The sequence below is a fragment of the Streptomyces sp. HUAS MG91 genome (assembly GCF_040529335.1).
Lineage (GTDB): Bacteria > Actinomycetota > Actinomycetes > Streptomycetales > Streptomycetaceae > Streptomyces > Streptomyces tabacisoli.
This window is the reverse complement of record NZ_CP159534.1, coordinates 7702990-7723151: the sequence shown is the minus strand read 5'-3', so window position 1 is coordinate 7723151 and position 20162 is coordinate 7702990. Positions and strand designations below refer to the sequence as shown.

General features: G+C 72.3%; 17 protein-coding genes. 8 read left to right on the top strand and 9 right to left on the bottom strand.

Translation table 11 applies throughout. The annotated features are described in order from the left end of the window. Positions 1 to 19 precede the first annotated feature (19 nt). Genes egtA through egtD form a run of 4 tightly spaced genes read left to right on the top strand, consistent with a single transcriptional unit; the run spans position 20 to position 4414 of the window. On the top strand, positions 20 to 1327 hold the full coding sequence (egtA, locus tag ABII15_RS34885) for an ergothioneine biosynthesis glutamate--cysteine ligase EgtA (protein WP_353946275.1): 1308 nt from the start codon (positions 20 to 22) through the stop codon (positions 1325 to 1327). Next, on the top strand, positions 1324 to 2688 hold the full coding sequence (gene egtB / locus ABII15_RS34880; protein ID WP_353946274.1) for an ergothioneine biosynthesis protein EgtB: 1365 nt from the start codon (positions 1324 to 1326) through the stop codon (positions 2686 to 2688). Before egtA ends, egtB begins: the two co-directional genes overlap by 4 nt. After that, positions 2688 to 3443, top strand: a complete 756-nt coding sequence (gene egtC / locus ABII15_RS34875) for an ergothioneine biosynthesis protein EgtC (protein ID WP_353946273.1) — start codon at positions 2688 to 2690, stop codon at positions 3441 to 3443. Before egtB ends, egtC begins: the two co-directional genes overlap by 1 nt. Beyond that, entirely contained in the window at positions 3440 to 4414 is a 975-nt protein-coding gene (egtD, locus tag ABII15_RS34870; RefSeq protein ID WP_353946272.1) for an L-histidine N(alpha)-methyltransferase, read from the top strand. Before egtC ends, egtD begins: the two co-directional genes overlap by 4 nt. 69 nt (positions 4415 to 4483) lie before the next feature. Here egtD and ABII15_RS34865 read toward each other — a convergent pair whose 3' ends face one another. After that, on the bottom strand, positions 4484 to 5776 hold the full coding sequence (locus tag ABII15_RS34865) for an extracellular solute-binding protein (protein WP_353946271.1): 1293 nt from the start codon (positions 5774 to 5776) through the stop codon (positions 4484 to 4486). A gap of 170 nt (positions 5777 to 5946) precedes the next feature. Between ABII15_RS34865 and ABII15_RS34860 the strand changes: the two genes are divergently transcribed. After that, a complete protein-coding gene (locus tag ABII15_RS34860; RefSeq protein ID WP_353946270.1) occupies positions 5947 to 6162 on the top strand; it encodes a dodecin in 216 nt (71 codons plus the stop codon). A 21-nt stretch (positions 6163 to 6183) separates the two neighbouring features. Here the strand turns inward: ABII15_RS34860 and ABII15_RS34855 are convergent, their stop codons facing one another. Then, positions 6184 to 6672 carry a hypothetical protein gene (locus ABII15_RS34855; protein WP_353946269.1) on the bottom strand — a complete coding sequence of 163 codons (489 nt, stop codon included), beginning with the start codon at positions 6670 to 6672 and terminating at the stop codon, positions 6184 to 6186. A gap of 53 nt (positions 6673 to 6725) precedes the next feature. Here ABII15_RS34855 and ABII15_RS34850 point away from each other — a divergent pair, with 53 nt between their 5' ends. Next, complete coding sequence (locus ABII15_RS34850) at positions 6726 to 7733, top strand: LLM class flavin-dependent oxidoreductase (protein ID WP_353946268.1); 1008 nt, start codon at positions 6726 to 6728, stop codon at positions 7731 to 7733. A gap of 18 nt (positions 7734 to 7751) precedes the next feature. On the opposite strand, the gene ABII15_RS34845 is transcribed toward ABII15_RS34850, so the two are convergent. Together ABII15_RS34845 and ABII15_RS34840 are read right to left on the bottom strand one after the other, a co-directional pair. Then, the gene (locus ABII15_RS34845; RefSeq protein WP_353946267.1) at positions 7752 to 8738 is read right to left on the bottom strand and encodes an alpha/beta hydrolase family protein; all 987 of its coding nucleotides are present in this window, start codon (positions 8736 to 8738) and stop codon (positions 7752 to 7754) included. Positions 8739 to 8846: 108 nt separating this feature from the next. Further along, entirely contained in the window at positions 8847 to 10451 is a 1605-nt protein-coding gene (locus tag ABII15_RS34840) for a phosphodiester glycosidase family protein (RefSeq protein WP_353946266.1), read from the bottom strand. A 201-nt stretch (positions 10452 to 10652) separates the two neighbouring features. Here ABII15_RS34840 and ABII15_RS34835 point away from each other — a divergent pair, with 201 nt between their 5' ends. Then, a complete protein-coding gene (locus ABII15_RS34835) occupies positions 10653 to 13016 on the top strand; it encodes an excinuclease ABC subunit UvrA (RefSeq protein ID WP_353946265.1) in 2364 nt (787 codons plus the stop codon). On the opposite strand, the gene ABII15_RS34830 is transcribed toward ABII15_RS34835, so the two are convergent. The 4 genes from ABII15_RS34830 to ABII15_RS34815 all read right to left on the bottom strand — a co-directional run bounded on the left by ABII15_RS34830 (position 12992) and on the right by ABII15_RS34815 (position 18015). Further along, positions 12992 to 14509, bottom strand: a complete 1518-nt coding sequence (locus ABII15_RS34830) for an acyl-CoA synthetase (RefSeq protein WP_353946264.1) — start codon at positions 14507 to 14509, stop codon at positions 12992 to 12994. The two genes, ABII15_RS34835 and ABII15_RS34830, sit on opposite strands and share 25 nt — an antisense overlap. Before the next feature lie 126 nt (positions 14510 to 14635). Then, complete coding sequence (locus tag ABII15_RS34825) at positions 14636 to 15382, bottom strand: succinate dehydrogenase/fumarate reductase iron-sulfur subunit (protein ID WP_353946263.1); 747 nt, start codon at positions 15380 to 15382, stop codon at positions 14636 to 14638. Then, on the bottom strand, positions 15379 to 17337 hold the full coding sequence (locus tag ABII15_RS34820; protein ID WP_353946262.1) for a fumarate reductase/succinate dehydrogenase flavoprotein subunit: 1959 nt from the start codon (positions 17335 to 17337) through the stop codon (positions 15379 to 15381). The genes ABII15_RS34825 and ABII15_RS34820 overlap by 4 nt, the downstream gene beginning before the upstream one ends. Positions 17338 to 17343: 6 nt before the next feature. Beyond that, positions 17344 to 18015: a succinate dehydrogenase gene (locus ABII15_RS34815; protein WP_353947298.1), complete on the bottom strand. Its 672-nt coding sequence runs from the start codon at positions 18013 to 18015 to the stop codon at positions 17344 to 17346. Positions 18016 to 18147: 132 nt separating this feature from the next. Here ABII15_RS34815 and ABII15_RS34810 point away from each other — a divergent pair, with 132 nt between their 5' ends. After that, positions 18148 to 19038 carry a LysR substrate-binding domain-containing protein gene (locus ABII15_RS34810; protein WP_353946261.1) on the top strand — a complete coding sequence of 297 codons (891 nt, stop codon included), beginning with the start codon at positions 18148 to 18150 and terminating at the stop codon, positions 19036 to 19038. A 409-nt stretch (positions 19039 to 19447) separates the two neighbouring features. Here the strand turns inward: ABII15_RS34810 and ABII15_RS34805 are convergent, their stop codons facing one another. After that, on the bottom strand, positions 19448 to 20158 hold the full coding sequence (locus ABII15_RS34805; protein ID WP_353946260.1) for a VOC family protein: 711 nt from the start codon (positions 20156 to 20158) through the stop codon (positions 19448 to 19450). Positions 20159 to 20162: the final 4 nt, after the last annotated feature.

The window sequence follows — 20162 nt, the reverse complement described above, 5'->3', positions numbered from 1 at the left end:
GACCAGGAGGAATCCCGGTATGAGCGAGGCAGACTGTACGAGCCCCGGTGTGCTGCGCACCGAGGCCGAGGTGGAGGCCCTGATCCGGGGCATCTGTTTCAAGACCGGCCCGCCCCGCGCGGTCGGTGTCGAGCTGGAATGGATCGTCCACGAGCCGCGTCCGCAGGGGACGCCCTGGCTCCCGTTACCTCCCGAACGACTCGACGCGGCGTATGTCGCGCTGCGCGCCGTGCCCCTGCGCTCGGCACTCACCGTGGAACCCGGCGGCCAGCTGGAGCTCAGTTCGCTCCCCGCCGCCACCCTGACGGAATGCGTCTCGGCCATGCGGGCCGATCTGACCGCCGTCCGCACCGTGCTCCGTGACCATGGGCTGGTCCTCTCGGGCCAGGGCACCGATCCCTGGCGGCCACCCCGCCGTGTCCTGCGCGAACCCCGCTACGACGCCCTGGAGGCGTCCCTCGACCGGGCCGGTCCCGCCGGCCGCTCCATGATGTGCTCGTCGGCGTCCGTGCAGGTGTGCCTGGACGCCGGGTACGAGGAACCGGGCCCGCTGGGGCACGGCAGGCGCTGGGTGCTGTCCCATCTGCTCGGCGCCGTCCTGGTGGCCGCCTTCGCCAACTCTCCGATGCTGTCCGGGCGGGCCACCGGCTGGCGCTCCACCCGGCAGCTTCTGTGGGAGCGCATCGACCCGGGACGCTCCGGCGCCCCGGGCCCGGCCGCCGAGCCCCGCACCGCGTGGGCGCGGCACGTCCTCGACGCGCCGGTGATGTGTGTGCGCCGGGACAGCGGGCCGTGGGAGGTGCCCGAGCGGCTGACCTTCCGCGAGTGGGTGCGCACGGGCGTCCCGCGGCCACCGACCCGGTCGGACCTCGACTACCACCTGACCACGCTGTTCCCGCCGGTGCGCCCGCGCGGCCACCTCGAACTCCGCATGATCGACGCCCAGCCCGGCGACGACGGCTGGCTGATCCCGCTCGCCGTGACGACGGCCCTGTTCGACGACCCGCAGGCCGCCGAGACCGCCTACCGGGCCGTGAAACGGCTGGCGGAGCGTTCCGCGCCGCTGCCCGCGCCGCACAATCCGCTGTGGCAGGACGCGGCCCGCCTCGCCCTCACCGATCCGGAGCTGCGGGAGGCGGCCACGGCCTGCTTCACCGCGGCGCTCGACGCGCTCCCCCGGATCGGCGCGGACCCCGAGGTGTGCCGGGCCGTCGCCGACTTCACCCAGCGCTACGTCCTGCGTGGCCGCTGCCCCGCCGACGACGTGCTCGATCTGCTCGGCGACTCCGCCACCGCATCCGCACAGGGGAGGACCGTCCGCTCATGACCAGTCGGGAGAACCAGGAGAACGGGGCCATGGACCCCGAGGCCCTCAGGCGGCGCGCGGTCGATGCCCTGGAGACCGCACGCCGGCGCACGACCCTGCTCACGAGCTGTGTCGAGGAGCCCGAACTGACGGCGCAGCACTCGCCGTTGATGTCTCCGCTGGTGTGGGACCTCGCGCACATCGGCAATCAGGAGGAGCAGTGGCTGCTGCGGGCCGTCGGCGGCCGTGAGGCGATCCGGCCCGAGATCGACCCGCTGTACGACGCGTTCGAGCATCCCCGCTCCGAGCGCCCGAGCCTGCCGCTGCTGGCGCCCCGGGAGGCCCGCGGCTATGCGGCGGAGGTGCGCGGGCGGGCCCTGGACGTGCTGGCCGGCGCGTCCTTCGACGTCGAGGGCGGTGCGCGACTGACACGGTCGGGCTTCGCGTTCGGCATGATCGCCCAGCACGAGCAGCAGCACGACGAGACGATGCTGATCACCCATCAACTGCGTACCGGAGGGGCCGCGTTGACCGCGCCGGACCCCGATCCTCTGACCGGCCCCTTCTCCGGACCGGCCGAAGTGCTCGTCCCCGGCGGCCCGTTCACGATGGGCACGTCGGCGGAGCCCTGGGCGCTGGACAACGAACGCCCGGCGCACACCCGTCTGGTGCCGCCGTTCCACATCGACACGACACCGGTGACGAACGGCTCGTATCTGGAGTTCATCGCGGACGGCGGCTACCGCACGCCCGACTGGTGGTCGCCGGCGGGCTGGGACATGGTGCGCGACCACGGCCTGGAGGCACCGCTGTTCTGGCGGCGCGACGCGGGCGGCCAGTGGCTGCGCCGGCGGTTCGGCGTGACGGAGGTGGTACCGCCCGACGAGCCGGTGCTGCACGTGAGCTGGTACGAGGCAGACGCCTATGCCCGCTGGGCGGGGCGCCGGCTGCCGACGGAGGAGGAGTGGGAGAAGGCGGCCCGCTTCGACCCGGCGACGGGCCGCTCGACGCGCTACCCGTGGGGCGACGCCGATCCGACGCCGGAGCGGGCGAACCTGGGCCAGCGCCATCTGCGCCCGGCCCCGGCCGGCAGCTATCCGCTCGGCGAGTCCCCGCTCGGGGTGCGGCAGCTGATCGGCGACGTGTGGGAGTGGACGTCCAGCGACTTCCTGCCCTATCCCGGCTTCGCCGCCTACCCGTACCGCGAGTACTCGGAGGTGTTCTTCGGCTCCGACCACAAGGTGCTGCGCGGCGGCTCGTTCGCGGTGGACCAGGTGGTGTGCCGGGGCACGTTCCGCAACTGGGACTATCCGGTGCGCCGCCAGATCTTCTCCGGCTTCCGCACGGCGCGGGACGCGCAGGCACGGAAGGACGGTTCCTGATGTGCCGTCATCTCGCCTACCTGGGACCGCCGGTGGCGCTCGGCGAGGTGCTCAACGCACCGCCGCACAGTCTGTTCCGGCAGTCCTGGGCGCCGCGCAGACAGCGGCACGGCACCGTCAACGCCGACGGGTTCGGCGTGGGCTGGTACGCGGACGGCGACCCGGTGCCCGCCCGCTACCGCCGCTCCGGGCCGGTCTGGGGCGATGCCTCGTACGCGGATCTGACCCGGGTCGTCCGCTCCGGGGCACTGCTGGCCGCCGTACGGGACGCGACGCTCGCGGGCGCCGACGGGGAGGCCGCGGCGGCGCCGTACGCGGCGGGCCCCTGGCTGTTCAGCCACAACGGGGCGGTGCCGGGCTGGCCCGGGTCGCTGGCGTCGCTCGTGCCCGCGCTGCCCGCCGCCGACCTGCTGTCGATGGAGGCGCGGTGCGACGCGGCGTTCCTGTGGGCGCTCGCCCTGCACCGGCTGCGCACCGGGGACGAGCCCGCCCAGGCGCTGGCCGACACCGTGCTCGACGTGGCCGCGGCGCAGCCCGCGGCCCGGCTGAACCTCCTGCTCACCAACGGCGAGACGATCGCCGCGACGGCCTGGGGCGACACCCTGTGGTACCTCGCGGACCCCGGCGGCGGCACCGTCGTCGCCTCCGAGCCCTACGACGACGATCCGCGCTGGACCGAGGTGCCCGACCGCACCCTGCTCGCCGCGAGCCGCACCGACGTCCTGCTCACCCCGCTCAAGGAGCCTGCCGAGTGACCACGAACCCCACATTTGACGTCACCCGCACCCTGCCCGTGGACGCGACCGACGCGGCCCTGCGGGCCGACGTCCTGCACGGTCTGACCCGCACCCCCAAGACGCTGCCGCCCAAGTGGTTCTACGACGCGCGCGGCAGCGAGCTGTTCGACGAGATCACCACGCTGCCCGAGTACTACCCGACCCGCGCCGAGCGGGAGATCCTGCTGGCCCGCTCGCCCGCGATCGCGGCGGCGACCGGGGCGCTCACGCTGGTCGAGCTGGGCTCGGGCTCGTCCGACAAGACCCGCCATCTGCTGGACGCGCTGCCCGGGCTGGCGGCGTACGTGCCGGTGGACGTCAGCGAGAGCGCGCTGCGGGGTGCGGCGCGCTCGCTGCTCGCCGAGCGGCCCGGGCTCGGCATCCACGCGCTCGTCGCCGACTTCACCCGCGATCTCGCGCTGCCCGCGACGCCGGGGCCGCGGCTGGTGGCGTTCCTCGGGGGCACGATCGGCAATCTGCTGCCCGAGGAGCGCGCGGAGTTCCTCGCGTCGGTGCGCGGGCTGCTGTCGCCCGGCGACTTCTTCCTGCTCGGTACGGATCTGGTCAAGGACGAGGCGGAGCTGGTCGCCGCGTACGACGACGCGGCCGGGGTCACGGCCGCGTTCAACAAGAACGTCCTGGCCGTGATGAACCGGGAGCTCGGCGCCGATTTCGATCCGGGCGCCTTCACGCACGTCGCCCGGTGGGACGACCGGGCGGAGTGGATCGAGATGCGGTTGCGCTCCGCCCGGAAGCAGGTCGTCAAGATTCCGGCGGTGGATCTGGTCGTCGAGTTCGCGGCGGGTGAGGAGGTGCGGACCGAGGTGTCCGCCAAGTTCCGGCGGGGCGGGGTCGCGGGTGAACTGCGTTCCGCCGGGATGGAGTTGACGCACTGGTGGACCGATGACGCCGGGCGGTTCGCGCTGTCCCTCAGCACTGTCGGGGGCTGAGGAGTCGTCAGGGTGGCGGTGCGTCGTGGCCGGTCGCGCAGTTCCCCGCGCCCCTGGCGGGGCGCTCGCCTACTCCCCTCGGTCGTCCAGGCGCTTGGTGATCTCCCTCGACGCCTTCTTGGCCTCCGTCTTGGGGTCGCCGCCCATCAGTACCCGGGACATGTAGGACTTGATGGGGTTGTCGGCGGCCTCCACGGTCGCCCAGAGGGGTGAGGCCGGGGTCGCCTTGCCGTGGGCGGCGCCCACGGCCATCGCGGCGACGCCGGGCTCACCGGCCACCGCGGCGGCGAGCGTGGTCTTGTTCGGCACGTAGTTCATGGTCCTGGCCAGGTCGGTGTTCCACTTCTTCCCGGCCAGGGCCTCCACCACCGCGACCGCGCCCGAGCGGTGGGCGGTGTGCGCGGGGATCACGAGGTCCGAGCCGCCGGTGAACACGGCGCCCGCCCGTCCCGCCGACTTCCCCGGGATCGGGAAGAAGCCCAGCTTGTTCTTCAGGGACGGGTTCTTCTGGAGGATGCGCTGGGCCGCGCCCGGCACCGAGATGATCTGGGCGACATCGCCCTCGGCGAACCGGTCGGCCTGCGAGGGGTGCTCCTCGTCGGCGTCCTTGGGGCCGTCGCCGAGCGCCTGGAGCTGCCCGTAGAAGGCCATGCCGCGCAGGGCCGCGTCGGTGTCGAGGGCGCCGGTCCAGGTGCCGGCCGACTCGTGGGCGAGTTCGCCGCCCTCGTCCCAGATGAAGCCCGACAGCGTGTACCAGTCCTGCCCGGCGAGGTAGATGCCCTGCGTGCCGCCGGAGTCGAGGCGGCGCGTCATGTCGAGCCACTCGTCACGGGTCTTCGGCGGCTTCTTGATGCCGGCCGCGTCGAAGAGGGACGTGTTGTAGATGACGACGCGGTTGGCGGCGTACCAGGGGATCCCGAACTGGCGGCCGTTGTCGGCGCCGGGCTCGGCGAGGCCGGGCAGCCAGTCGTCCATGCCGAGGTCGCGCGCGGACTCCAGGGAGAGCTCCAGGAGCCCGTCCCCGTCGGCGTATCCGGGGACCTGGGTGTTGCCGACCTCGATGACGTCGGGGACGCCGGAGCCCCCGCCCTTGACGGCGAGCGCCTTGGTGACCTTCGCGCCGATGCCGGTCCACTCCTGGATCCGGACATCGAGCCGCAGATCGCCGTGCTCGGCCTCGAACTCCTTGGTGAACCGGTCGATGAAGGCGTCCGACGCGCTGCCCTGCATGAGCCACACGGTGATGGTGGTCCGTCCCGCGTCACCGCCCGGCAGCACATTGCACGCCGTCGTCAGCAGGCCGGACGCGGCGACGAGGAGACCGGAGGACAGCACGGCACGGCGGGAGATCACGTGGGTCACTTTCTGCCTGCGGACAGGGAGGTTCGGCCCGACGTGGGGGGACGAGCGCGACGCTCGCACGGGTGTGGCTGGATTTTGGTATGGACCTTTGCCGAGGTCAAGAGTTACCGGGAAGTAAGTCGAACACCTGCTCCCTCGCGGAAGTCGGCGGGGTGGGGCACGGTGGAACCATGTCGAACCACACGTACCGCGTCACGGAGATCGTCGGCACCTCCCACGAGGGGATCGACCAGGCGATCCGCAATGGCATCAGCCGTGCCTCGCAGACCCTGCGCAACCTGGACTGGTTCGAGGTGACGCAGGTCAGGGGCCAGATCGTGGACGGGGAGGTCGAGCACTACCAGGTGGGTCTGAAGGTGGGTTTCCGGCTCGAGGACGGCGACTGAGCGGGCCTGCCGTCCCCGCTGTCAGGTACGGCCCTCGCGCTCCTGCGCGTCCTTCAGGGCCGTCGACGCGCTCGCCCAGCGGGCCCGTACGACGGTGAATCCGGCCCGCTCCGCCTCGTCGCAGACCAGTTCGTCGTCGTCGACGAGCATCCGGACGGTGCGGCCGCGTGCCATGCGCCGCAGGATCTCCAGCTTCGTACGCCGGGCGGGCCTGCGGTCGTCGTCGCGGCGCATGTGCAGCGTCCCGTCGGGCAGCCCCTGCGCGGCGAGCCAGGCCACGGTGTCGGCCCGGCACCGCTCGGGCCGCCCGGTCAGGTACACGACCTCGCACTCCTCGGCGCTCTCCCGCGCCAGGGCGACCCCCTCCGACAGGGGAGGATCGTGCGGGGCCAAGCCGAAGAAGCCGTCCCAGTCCCGCGGCCTGCGCTCCAGGAACCGCTGCCGGTGCGCGGTGTCGGCAAGCGTTCCGTCGAGATCGAACACGGCCAGCGGCTTCTTGTCGGAGGTCATGGGTTTCAGCCTATTGCCGGGAATCTCCGGTGGCTCAGTACGTTGAACAGAACGTGACCACCGTGATCGAAACGACCCGCTTCTCCGTCCTGGACCGCTCCCGCACCCGCGAGGGCCACTCGGGACCCGACGCGCTGCGCGACACCGTCGCCCTCGCCCAGGACCTGGAGCGGCTCGGCTATCACCGGTTCTGGGTCAGCGAACACCACGGGGTGCCCGGGGTCGCCGGTTCGGCTCCGACGGTGCTGGCGGCCGCCGTCGCGGGGGCCACCCGCAGGCTGCGCGTCGGCACCGGCGGCGTGATGCTGCCCAACCATCAGCCGCTGGTGGTGGCCGAGCAGTTCGGGGTCCTGGAGTCGCTGTTCCCGGGCCGGATCGACATGGGCCTGGGCCGGTCGGTCGGGTTCACGGACGGGGTGCGCCGGGCGCTCGGCCGGGACAAGGACGTCGCCGACGACTTCGCGGGCCAGCTCGACGAACTGCTCGCGTTCTTCACCGGCACGTCGGCGACGCGCGCCCACGCCCGCCCGTCCGAGGGGCTGACCGTGCCGCCGTTCGTCCTGGCGATGGGCGAGGGGGCCTCGATCGCGGCCCGCGCGGGCCTGCCCATGGTCATCGGTGACCTGCGGAGCCGGGAGAAGATGCTGCGCGGCATCGACCGCTACCGCGCCGAGTTCCGCCCCTCCGCCTGGGCGGCGGAGCCGTACGTGGTGATCTCCGGGACGGTCGCGGTCGCGGGCAGCGAGCCGGAGGCCCGCCGCCTGCTGATCCCGGAGGCGTGGTCGATGGCGCACTCGCGCACGCACGGCACGTTCCCGCCGCTGCCGCCCGCCGAGCGGGTGGCGTCCCTGGAGCTGACCGCGAGGGAGCGCGAGTTCTACGAGGCGGGGCTGCGCGGGCACATCGCGGGCACGGAAGCGCAGGTCGCCGACGAGCTGGAGTCGGTGATCAAGGAGAGCGGGGCGCAGGAGGTGCTGGTGACGACCAGTACGTACGACCGTGAGGGCCTGCTGGAGTCGTACCGGCGGCTGGCCCGGATCGCCCGTCTGACACCCGCCTGACGCCGGCCCGGACGGGGCTCATCGGACTCCGAGGCCGTGCAGCAGCATCGGCAGCGAGGAGTGCAGTTCGCGCTGCCAGTAGGGCCAGGTGTGGGTGCCGGGGCCGTAGAAGTGGGTGGTGAGGTGCCGGGCGCCGAGGCTCTTCAGCCGGTCGGCGAGGGCGTGGTTCTGCCGGTTGAAGTCGGCCTCCAGGGCGTTCGTGGGGCCCGGCGGGTCCAGCGGTCCCGCGGTGCCGTCGCCGCTGGAGAGGTAGACCGGCAGCCTCGTGAGGCGGGCGGCCAGGTGGTACGGGTCGTGGGCGGCCCAGACGGCGCGCTGGGCGACGGGATCGCCCCACACGCGCAGCGGGTCGGTGCCCTGGCCGGCGAAGAAGCCGAGGATGCGGGTGGTGGACTCGTCGTTCAGGAGCGGGTGCGCGGAGCCGGAGTAGGCGGCCGCCGCCCTGAACATGCCGGGGTGCCGGGCCGCGTAGACGAGTGCGCCCTGGCCGCCCATGGACAGTCCGGCGACGACCCGGCGGGGACCGGCGCCCCAGTCGCGCTCCAGGAGGCGGCGCAGGTCGCGGGTGTGGAAGGTGTCCCAGGCGGGGTCGCCGCCCTGCCCGTGGTTCCACCAGTCGCTGTACCAGCCGTTCCAGCCGGCCTCGGGCATGACGACGAGGACGTGGCGCAGGCTGTCGAGGGAGGCGACGTCGGTCCTGCTCGTCCAGGACGTGTAGTCGCCGCAGCACCCGTGCAGCAGCCACAGGGTGGGCCAGTGTTGGCTGGGGTCGGCGGGGTCCCAGCCGTCCGGGGTGAGCAGGCGGACCTTGACCGTCCGGCCGCCGAGCGCCGACGCGCGGACCGAGAGGTCCACCTGCCGCTCGGCGACCTGCGTGACGCCGACGACCTCGGCGGCGGGGCGGGCCGGGGCGGCGACGGTGGACGGCGCCGCCCCGAAGGTGAGCAGCAGCGCCGCCAGGACGAGCGGCAGGCGTCCGGCGAGGCGGGTCAGGGCGGCGGGCATGGCGGCTCCCGTGGGTCGGCGGCGGATCGTGCTCCTGCTGCGGTGCCGGGTCTTCCTCTCCCGTTCCTGTGATGCCGGGTCGTCTTCTCCTGTGGTGCCGGGCCGGTCTCAGTTCTTGGCGGGGAGCACGAGGAGGGCGTCGCCGACCGGGCGTTCGCCGGTGGCGTCGGACGGGTCGTTGATGACCTGGCCGTCGACGACCATCGTGGTCGAGCCGCCGCCGTCGAGGTTCATGGCGTCCTTGAGCCCCAGCGCCCGGGCGACCGCCGCGCTCTCCGGGATGCTCAGGCCGAGCGATCCGGTGCCGCGGCCGTCGGCGGTGACGAGCACGGTCCGGCCGGCGGCGTCCGTACCGGCGAAGGTGCGCGGGTTCCGCTTGTGCACCCAGCCGTAGTAGAAGCTCGGGTTGCCGGGCTGGACCATGCCGTCGGTGGCCGGGGTGACGTGGACGCGGCCGTCGCGGACCAGTTCGGGGCCGCCGTTGAGGACGCTGGTGGTGCGGGACGGCGTGACGGGGCGGCCCTTGGCGTCCTTCAGTCCGCTCCGGACGCGCAGGGGCCGGCCGACCTGGGCGAGGGCGGTGAGTTTCGCGGCGTAGACGCCGGTCGCCTGCACGCTGCGGCCTCCCGCGGGCAGGGTGCCGCCGCGCGAGGCGCGCACCTCGACGACCTTGCCGTGCCGGTCGAGGACGGCCTCGGCGCCCTCGCCCTTCGGGGTCTCCTTGCCGAACTCGGCTGTGAAAGCGACGAGTTCGTCCGGGTCGGTGCAGGTCGTGTCGTGCAGGGGGCGGGCCGTCGGGAGGTCGTCGGCGGTGCCGCCGCAGTTGCGGATCAGGCCGGGGACGCGGTCGACGCCGTCCAGCGGCAGCGAGGTGCGCCCCGCGGTGACGGTGCCGCTCCAGGTGAAGCGGGTGATCGCGGTGGCGCGCGCGGAGTCGTCGACGACGAGGCCGGGGCGGCCGTTCACGGCCTCGCTGAGCAGTTGCCCGTCGTAGACGCCGACGCCGGCCGGGTCGCCGGGGGCGCCCGCCTTGGGGTCGAGGACGAAGAAGCCCGCGTTGATCCCGGCGGTGGCTCCGTCGGCGGCGGCGAGCGCGCTGGTCGTCTCGCGGTTCTCCAGGTCGGGGCCGTAGGAGGCCTTGAGGTCGCCGTGGAACTTCTTCGGGTCGATGGTGAGGACGTCGATGTGCCAGGGGCCGCGGTCGCCCGCGTCGCCGTCCCAGCCGGTGTACCAGGCGGATCCGGTGTATCCGGCGGCGCGCAGCCGGGTGCGTTCGGCGGTGGCCGCGCTCTCGTCCGGGAAGGTGCCGACGCGGACCCGCCAGCCGAGCGTGCCGCCCGCGTAGTCGGCGGTCGCCGGGGTGGTCACCTTCTCGGAGCGGGCGTCGAAGCCCTTCGCGCGCAGCGAGGCGAGGAGTTCGCCCGCGCTCTCCTCGTCCTTGAGCGCGGTGGGCGGCGCGTCCGGGTCGGGGGATCCGGCGCCGCCCGGGATGGAGAGCTCCACGGTCCAGTCCATGGCCGGGGTGTCGGTGCCGCGCACGATGCGGGTGAGCGTCACGCCGGGCTGGAGGGTCCGCGTCGTCCGGGTCTCGGACAGGCCGGCCGCGCCCAGCGGCAGTCCGTGCCGGGGCGCCGACACGGCCGGTGACGGTGCCGCTCCCACGAGCGCGACGACGCACAGTGCCGCGCCGGCGCCGAGCAGTCTGCTGTTCACGAACCCTCCACGGGACCGACCTCTGGACGACCTCCGTAACGGTGCGTGGGCCCGCGACCGGCCGTCAAGGCATGTGCACATCATTCATCGGACGTTCTCCCGGGTGTCCGTACCGTGCCGCCGGGCGCGCGCCACCGCCCCCGGTGGGTGGATCATGGTTCTCGACGACGAGAGACCTCCGCACCACCGGGAGCCCGCCCCATGCACCACCCCGATCCGTCCGACCCGCGCCACGACGGCTTCGTGCGGGTGCGCGGCGCCCGTGAGCACAACCTCAAGGGCGTCGACGTCGACGTCCCCCGGGATGTCCTCGCGGTCTTCACGGGGGTCTCGGGCTCGGGCAAGTCGTCGCTGGCCTTCGGGACGGTCTACGCGGAGGCGCAGCGCCGCTACTTCGAGTCGGTCGCCCCGTACGCGCGCCGCCTGATCCACCAGGTCGGTGCGCCGAAGGTCGGCGAGATCACCGGACTGCCGCCGGCGGTGTCGCTCCAGCAGAGCCGTTCGGCGCCGACGTCCCGGTCCTCGGTCGGCACGGTCACCACGCTCTCCAATTCGCTGCGGATGCTGTTCTCGCGGGCCGGCCGCTATCCGCGGGGCGCGGAGCGGCTCGACTCGGACGCGTTCTCGCCGAACACGGCGGCCGGCGCCTGCCCGGAGTGCCACGGGCTGGGGCGCGTCCACCGCACCACGGAGGAACTGCTGGTCCCCGATCCGTCGCTGTCGATCCGCGAGGGCGCGATCGCGGCCTGGCCCGGCGCCTGGCAGGGCAAGAACCTGCGGGACATCCTCGGGGCGCTCGGCTACGACGTGGACCGGCCCTGGCGGGAGCTGGAGCGGGCGGACCGGGACTGGATCCTGTTCACGGACGAGCAGCCGGTGGTGACCGTGCACCCGGTGCGGGACGCGAACCGCATCCAACGCCCGTACCAGGGCACGTACATGAGCGCGAACCGGTACGTGCTGAAGACCTTCTCGGACTCCAAGAGCCCGTCGCTGCGGGCGAAGGCGGAGAAGTTCCTGCACAGCGCTCCGTGTCCGGTGTGCGGAGGGGCCCGGCTGCGGCCCGAGTCGCTCGCGGTGACCTTCGCGGGGCGCAACGTCGCGGAGCTGGCCCGGCTGCCGCTGACGGAGCTGGCCGAGGTCCTGGACACGCCCGACCCGTCCGAGACCGCGCGCGTCCTCACCGGGGATCTGCGCGCCCGGATCGGCACGGTCACCGAGCTCGGTCTCGGCTATCTGAGCCTGGACCGGGCCACCCCCACGCTCTCGGCCGGAGAGCTGCAACGCCTGCGGCTCGCCACGCAGTTGAGGTCGGGTCTCTTCGGGGTCGTGTACGTCCTCGACGAACCGTCGGCGGGCCTGCACCCCGCCGACACCGAGTCGCTGCTCTCAGTTCTGGACCGGCTGAAGGCGGCCGGGAACTCGGTCTTCGTGGTCGAGCACCACCTGGACGTGATGCGGCACGCGGACTGGCTGGTGGACGTGGGTCCGCTGGCGGGTGAGCACGGCGGCGAGGTGCTGCACAGCGGTCCGGTGGCCGCACTGAAGGGGGTCGAGGGCTCGGCGACGGCCCGGTTCCTGTTCGACGACTCTCCGGTGACGGTACGTCAGGTCCGTACGCCCCGGGGCTGGTTCACTCTCGGTCCGGTGACCCGGCACAATCTGCGGGACGTGACGGTCGACGTCCCGCTCGGCGCGTTCACGGCCGTCACCGGTGTCTCGGGGTCCGGCAAGTCGACGCTGATCGGCGAGATCACGGAGGACCGGGAGAGCGTGGGCCGGCTGGTGGTCGTGGACCAGAAGCCGATCGGGCGCACACCGCGCTCCAACCTCGCCACGTACACCGGCCTGTTCGACGTCGTGCGCAAGGTGTTCGCGGCCACCGACGAGGCGAGGGCCCGCGGCTACGGCGTGGGCCGGTTCTCCTTCAACGTCACCGGCGGGCGCTGCGAGACCTGTCAGGGCGAGGGGTTCGTCAGCGTCGAGCTCCTCTTCCTGCCGAGCACGTACGCCCCGTGCCCGACCTGCGGGGGCGCCCGCTACAACGCGGAGACGCTGGAGGTCGCGTACCGCGGGCTGAACATCGCCGAGGTCCTCGACCTGACGGTGGAGTCGGCGGCCGCGTTCTTCGCGGACGATCCCGCGGCGACGGCCGTGGAGCGCAGTCTGCGGACCCTGCTCGACGTCGGCCTCGGCTATCTCCGGCTGGGCCAGCCCGCGACCGAACTGTCCGGCGGCGAGGCCCAGCGCATCAAGCTGGCGAGCGAGTTGCAGCGGGTGCGGCGCGGCCACACCCTGTACCTCCTGGACGAGCCGACCACGGGACTGCACCCGGCCGACGTGGAGGTGCTGCTGCGGCAGCTGAACGGGCTCGTCGACGCGGGCCACTCCGTGGTGGTCGTGGAGCACGACATGGCGGTCGTCGCGGGCGCGGACTGGGTGATCGACATGGGTCCCGGCGGCGGGGACGCGGGCGGCCGTGTCGTCGTCGCGGGGCCGCCCGCCGAGGTGGCCGCCCACCCCGGGAGCCGCACCGCCCCCTATCTGCGGCGGCTGCTGCCCTGACGGAGCCTGCCCTTGGCCAGTTTTCCGGTGGGCGTGCGCGGCAGCGACGCGACGAACTCGACGTCCCTGGGCACCTTGTAGTGCGCCATCCGGTCACGGACGTACGCGATCAGTTCGGCGGCCGACTCCGGTCCGCACGGGGCTCCTTCGGCGGGCTCCACGTACGCCCGTACCGACTCCCCCATCTCCTCGTCCGGCACCCCGACGACGGCCACGTCGGCGACCGCCGGGTGCAGGACGAGGCAGTCCTCGATCTCCTGCGGGTAGATGTTGACCCCACCCGAGATGATCATGAAGGCCTTGCGGTCGGTGAGGAAGAGGTAGCCGTCCTCGTCGACGTGCCCGATGTCCCCCGTGGTGGTCCACGCCGGATGCTCGGGGTGCTGGGCCTCGCGGGTGCGGTCGTCGTCGCGGTGATAGCGGAACGGGAGTTCGTCGCGCTCGAAGTAGACGGTGCCGGTCTCCCCTGGCGGCAGGACCTTCCCCTCCTCGTCGCAGATCCTCAACTCGCCGAGGAGACCGGCTCGTCCGACGGAACCCGGTTTGCGCAGCCACTCGTCCGGGCCGATGAACGTGATCCCGTTACCCTCGGTGGACGAGTAGTACTCGTACAGGACCGGTCCCCACCACTCCATCATCCGCCGCTTCACCTCCAGGGGACAGGGCGCCGCCGCGTGCACGGCGACCTTCATCGACGAGATGTCGTACCGCTCGCGGACGGCGTCCGGGAGTTTCAGCATCCGGACGAACATGGTCGGCACCCACTGGCTGTGGGTGACCCGGTGCCGTTCGACGGCCGCCAACGCCCCTTGCGCGTCGAAGGAGTTCATGAGGACGACGGTGCCGCCGGTGGCGGTGATCGTGCCGCAGAAGCGCAGTGGCGCCGCGTGGTAGAGCGGCGCGGGGCAGAGGTAGACCGTCTCCTCGTCGAAGCCGTACATGGGCTGGAAGAGCAGCTGCACCGTGGACGGTTCGGTGCGCACGTCACCCTCCGGCAGGGCGGGGCGGACGCCCTTGGGCCGCCCGGTGGTCCCGGACGAGTAGAGCATGTCGGTGCCGCGCGGCTGCACGGCGGGCGGCTCGGCGGAGGCGGCGGCCAGCGCGGCGTCGTAGGTCCCGTCGTCGAGGTTGAGGACATGGGTGATTCCGGGCGCCAAGTCGGCGACGGCCGAGCCCAGTTCGCTCAGCGGCCCGGAGACGACGAGGGCGCTCGCCCCGCAGTCGCGCACGATGTAGGCGGCCTCGTCGGCGGTGAGGTGGTGGTTGACGGCCGTGAGGTAGAGGCCCGAGCGCATCGCGGCCCAGTAGACCTCCATGACGCGCGGGTTGTTGCCGCAGAGCAGGGCGAGGTGGTCGCCCCGGCGCAGCCCGCGCGTGCGCAGATGGTCGGCGAGGCGCAGGGAGTTCTCCTCCAGCTCGCCGTAGGTGAGAGTGGTGTCGCCGTCGGCCGTGACGACGGCCGGCCTAGCTCGGTCGTACGTTCCCGGATACATGGAGGGGAAGGTACCGCGCCGACATGACGCGGCGTCAGACCCCGGAACGCGATGACGGGACCGGGAGAGCACCTGCTCCCGGTCCCGCCCACCCCGCGCTGCTCGCGGGACGTGTGGTGGTGCGGCTCAGCGGCTGACCTTGCGGTTCGCGCGCAGCCACTCCTTGTTCATGCTCGTGATGGAGAACAGCGGGATGCCCTTGGGGCAGGCCGTCGCGCACTCGCCGGTGAGCGTGCAGCCGCCGAAGCCCTCCTCGTCCATCTGCGCGACCATGTCCAGGACGCGGGTCTCGCGTTCGGGAGCGCCCTGCGGCAGCACGTTGAGGTGGTTGACCTTGGCGGAGGTGAACAGCATGGCCGCGCCGTTCGGGCAGGCCGCCACGCAGGCGCCGCAGCCGATGCACTCGGCGTGCTCGAAGGCGAAGTCCGCGTCCGGCTTGGGCACGGGCGTGGCGTGCGCCTCGGGGGCCGTGCCGGTCGGGGCGGTGATGTAGCCGCCGGCCTGGATGATCCGGTCGAAGGCCGAGCGGTCGACCACCAGGTCCTTGATGACCGGGAAGGCGGAGGCGCGCCACGGCTCGATGTCGATCGTGTCGCCGTCCTGGAAGGACCGCATGTGCAGCTGGCAGGTGGTGGTGCGCTCGGGGCCGTGCGCGTCGCCGTTGATGACGAGGCTGCACGCGCCGCAGATGCCCTCGCGGCAGTCGTGGTCGAAGGCGACGGGGTCCTCGCCCTTGACGATGAGTTCCTCGTTGAGGGTGTCGAGCATCTCCAGGAACGACATGTCCTGGCTGATGCCGTCCACCTCGTACGTGGACATGGCGCCTTCCGCGCCGGTGTTCTTCTGGCGCCAGACGCGCAGGGTGAGCTTCATGCGTAGCTCCGCTGAGTGGGGTGGACGTACTCGAAGACCAGGTCTTCCTTGTGCAGGGTGGGCGCTTCGCCGGTGCCGGTGAACTCCCACGCGGCGGCGTAGGAGAACTCGTCGTCCCGGCGGGCGGCCTCGCCGTCGGGAGTCTGCGACTCCTCGCGGAAGTGGCCGCCGCAGGACTCGGCGCGGTGCAGCGCGTCGAGGCACATCAGCTCGGCCAGCTCCAGGTAGTCGACGATGCGGTTCGCCTTCTCCAGGGACTGGTTGAACTCCTCGCCGACGCCGGGCACCTTGATGCGGCGCCAGAACTCCTCGCGGATCTGCGGGATGCGCTCCAGCGCCTTGCGCAGTCCGGAGTCCGTGCGGGCCATGCCGCAGAACTCCCACATCAGTTCGCCGAGTTCGCGGTGGAAGGAGTCGGGGGTGCGGTCGCCGTCGACGGACAGCAGCAGATTGAGCCGGTCCTCGGTCTCGGCGACGACCTCCTGCACGTCCGGGTGGTCGGCGCTCACCTCGTCGTGGTGCGGGTTCTTCGCCAGGTAGTCGTTGATCGTGGCCGGGAGCACGAAGTAGCCGTCGGCCAGGCCCTGCATCAGCGCGGAGGCGCCGAGGCGGTTGGCGCCGTGGTCGGAGAAGTTGGCCTCGCCGATCGCGAACAGGCCCGGGATCGTGGTCGACAGGTCGTAGTCGACCCACAGACCGCCCATCGTGTAGTGCACGGCCGGGTAGATCCGCATGGGCACCTGGTACGGGTCCTCGTCGGTGATCCGCTGGTACATGTCGAAGAGGTTGCCGTACTTGGCCTCGACGGCCTTGCGGCCCATGCGCTGGATGGCGTCGGCGAAGTCCAGGTAGACACCCTGCCCGCCGGGTCCCACGCCCCGGCCCTCGTCGCACACGTTCTTGGCGGCGCGGGAGGCGATGTCGCGCGGCACGAGGTTGCCGAACGAGGGGTAGATGCGCTCCAGGTAGTAGTCGCGCTCGTCCTCGGGGATCTGGTTCGCGGGCCGGTCGTCGCCCTTGGCCTTCGGCACCCAGATGCGGCCGTCGTTGCGCAGCGACTCGCTCATCAGGGTCAGCTTCGACTGGTGGTCGCCGGTGCGCGGGATGCAGGTGGGGTGGATCTGGGTGAAGCAGGGGTTGGCGAAGTAGGCGCCGCGCCGGTGCGCCCGCCAGATCGCCGTGGCGTTGGAGTTCATGGCGTTCGTCGACAGGTAGAAGACGTTGCCGTAGCCACCGGAGGCCAGCACGACGGCGTCCGCGAAGTACGTGTCGATCTTTCCGGTGACGAGGTCGCGGGCCACGATCCCCCGCGCCTTCCCGTCGACGATGACGAGGTCGAGCATCTCGGTACGGGGATGCAGCTCGATGTTGCCCGCGGCGACCTGGCGGCTAAGCGCCTGGTAGGCGCCGAGCAGCAGCTGCTGGCCCGTCTGCCCGCGGGCGTAGAACGTGCGGGAGACCTGGACACCGCCGAAGGAGCGGTTGTCGAGCAGTCCGCCGTACTCACGGGCGAAGGGCACGCCCTGCGCCACGCACTGGTCGATGATCTCGACGGAGATCTGCGCGAGGCGGTGCACGTTCGACTCGCGGGCGCGGAAGTCGCCACCCTTGACGGTGTCGTAGAAGAGGCGGTGCACGGAGTCGCCGTCGTTGCGGTAGTTCTTCGCGGCGTTGATGCCGCCCTGCGCGGCGACCGAGTGGGCGCGGCGCGGCGAGTCCTGGAAGCAGAACTGCACGACGTGGTAGCCCTGCTCGGCGAGCGTCGCGCCGGCCGAACCGCCGGCGAGGCCGGTGCCGACGACGATGACGGTGTGCTTGCGGCGATTGGCGGGGTTGACCAGCTTCGCCTCGAAGCGCCGGGTGTCCCAGCGCTCGTGCACGGGTCCGGTCGGCGCCTTGGAGTCGACGACGGGTTCACCGGTGGAGTAGTCGGTGTACTCACGGGACGAGGTCATGGTTGTTCAGCTCACCAATCCGGTCATGACGCCCACGGGCACGGCGATGAAACCGAGCGTGAGCAGTGCGGCGAGGGCGTTGCCGACGGTCTTCAGGACGCGGTCACGGGTACGGCTGCCGACGCCGAGGGTCTGCGCGGCGCTCCAGAACCCGTGCTGGATGTGCAGGCCGAGGGCGAGCATCGCGACGATGTAGGTGACGTTGCCGTACCAGGTCGAGAACGTGTCGATGATGTTCTGGTACGGGTGCAGGTGCTGGTATCCGCCGGGGTGCACGGTGCCGGTCGTCAGGTCGAGGATGTGCCAGACGATGAACAGGCCGAGGATGATGCCGCCCCAGCGCATGGTGCGCGTGGCGTAACTGGCGCTCGGCTTCTTGTGCACGTACTTGCTGGGCCGTGCCTTGATGTCGCGGCGGCTGAGCTGGTACGCGGACGTGGCGTGCGCCACCACGGCGACGACGAGCACGACGCGCGCGATCCACAGGCCCCACTCGTAGTGCAGGACCGGGCCGCCCATGGTGCGCAGCCAGCGCGCGTAGTGGTTGATCTCCTCGGGACCGAAGAAGATCTTGAGGTTTCCGATCATGTGGGCGACCAGGTAGAGCAGCATCACGATGCCGCTGACCGCCATCACGGTCTTCTTCCCGACGGAGCTGTCCCACACCGTGCGTGCCATGGACGGTCGTCGGTCCGTCCGCGTTGCCAGAGCCATGTCACCAGACGGTAGGGCCCGAAGGCCCGATCGGTCCAAGACATGGTCCGGCTCATTTCCATAGGCTGTGACTATCGTGCCGGTACAGTGGCCGGTATGCAGTTCCAGCAGCTCCAGTACTTCGTCGCGGTTGCGGAGACCCGGCACTTCACCCGCGCCGCCGAGCTGGTGCATGTCGCCCAGCCGTCGCTGTCCCAGCAGATCCGGGCGCTGGAGCGGGAGCTGGGGGTCGATCTCTTCCAGCGGGCGCGGGGAAACATCACGCTCACGGACGCCGGCGAGGCGCTGCTGCCGACGGCCCGGCGGATCCTGGCCGACGCGGACACGGCCCGGCACGAGGTGCAGGAGCTGGCGCAGCTGCGGCGGGGCCGGGTGCGGCTCGGGGCGACGCCGTCGCTGTGCACGGGCCTGCTCCCGGACGTGCTGCGCGCCTTCCACGACCGCTATCCGGGGATCCAGCTGCTGATCGAGGAGGGCGGCTCGCACGACCTCGTACGGGAGCTGGCCCGCGGGGCGCTCGATCTGGCCCTGGTCGTGCTGCCGCTTCCGGCGCCGGCGCCCGCGCTGACCACCGTGGAGCTGCTGCGCGAGGAGCTGGTCGTCGTGTCGTCGCCGAACGCGCCGCGGCCCGGGCACGGGCGGCGGTCCGTGCGCATCGCCGATCTGGAGGGCGAGCGGCTGGTCATGTTCCGGCACGGGTACGACCTGCGGGAGCTGACCGTCGCGGCGTGCCGGGCGGAGGGGTTCGAGCCGGACTTCGCGGTGGAGGGCGGGGAGATGGATGCGGTGCTGGGGTTCGTGCGGGCGGGGCTGGGGGTCGCCGTGGTGCCGTCGATGGTGGCGATGCGGGCCGGGTCCGATCTCCGGGTGACTCCGCTGGCCCGGCCCGGGTTGCGCCGGACCATCGCGCTGGCCCATCGGTCGGACGTGGCGCCGCCGCGGGCTGCTCGGGAGCTTCAGCGGATGCTGGTGGAACGGGACACCTGACGCCCACCTCAGGCGCGGCCCGACTGCGCGGTTCCCCGCGCCCCTGGCTTGTCGTTCGTCCGCGCCCCGGCGGCCGCTTCTCGCGCAGTTCCCCGCGCCCCTGAGATGCGCACTGCGTGCGCCATCTCATCAGGAGAGGCGCACCTCGCGCGATACCTCGCCGGAGAGGCGCGCCCCGTGCGGCGCCCCATCAGAAGAGGCGCGGCGAAGCCGCGGCCTCCGGGGAGAGGTGCGCGGAGCGCAGCCTCAAGGGGAGGCTGCGCGGCAGCGCATGCCTCAGGGGCGCGGGGAACTGCGCGAGAAGCGGCCACCGGGGCGCGCGTGACGAACCGCCCAGGGGCGCGGGGAACTGCGCGGCCGGCCACGACGTGAGGCGCGGACGGACGACGGCCCAGGTGCGCCGCAGGCCCTACGGCGTGCGGTCCGTCAGGCAGTACAGGCCATCGGAGGGGTCCCTAAGCACCGACCAGCTACGGCCCTCGCCCACCACAACGGCCCCGGCACCGACATGCCACGCCCGGGCGCGAGCCCGATCCGCGCAGGCCAGGTCGAGATGGGCCGACGCAGGCGCGGCCGAGTCGAGGCGCTGGAGCAGAAGCTGGATCGGGCTCGCCCCCAGCAGGCGGAACTCCGGGCTGCGGCACGGCACTTCGGGCCACCCGGTCAGCCCGGCCCAGAAGTCGACCTCCGCCGCGTACACCTCCGGCGACGTGTCCAGGCACACCTGATCGAGCCGCCCGGCCACATCGTCCCCGCCGGGCACCACCCGCTCCCCCAGCCACGGCACCAGACAGAACAGATGGCCGCCGGGCGAGCGCAGCACCGCCAACCCGTCCTCGGCGAAGACGAGTTGAGCACCGAGGGCACGCGCCCGCGCCGACTCCCCCGGGACGTCGTCCACGGCGAGATCGATGTGCGCACCGCCCGGCCCGTCCGCGACCCCCTGCACCTTGACGCACGGGTCGCCCTCACCCGCGTACGGCACCAGCGTCGCGAACTGCCCCCGCTCACCGCGCAGTTCGGACCGCCGGGTCCGCGTCACGCGCGCCCAGAAGTCGCAGGCGGCGCCGAACTTCTCGTAGGGCCGGTCGATGAACGCGTACGCCCAGCGGACGGTCACCGGC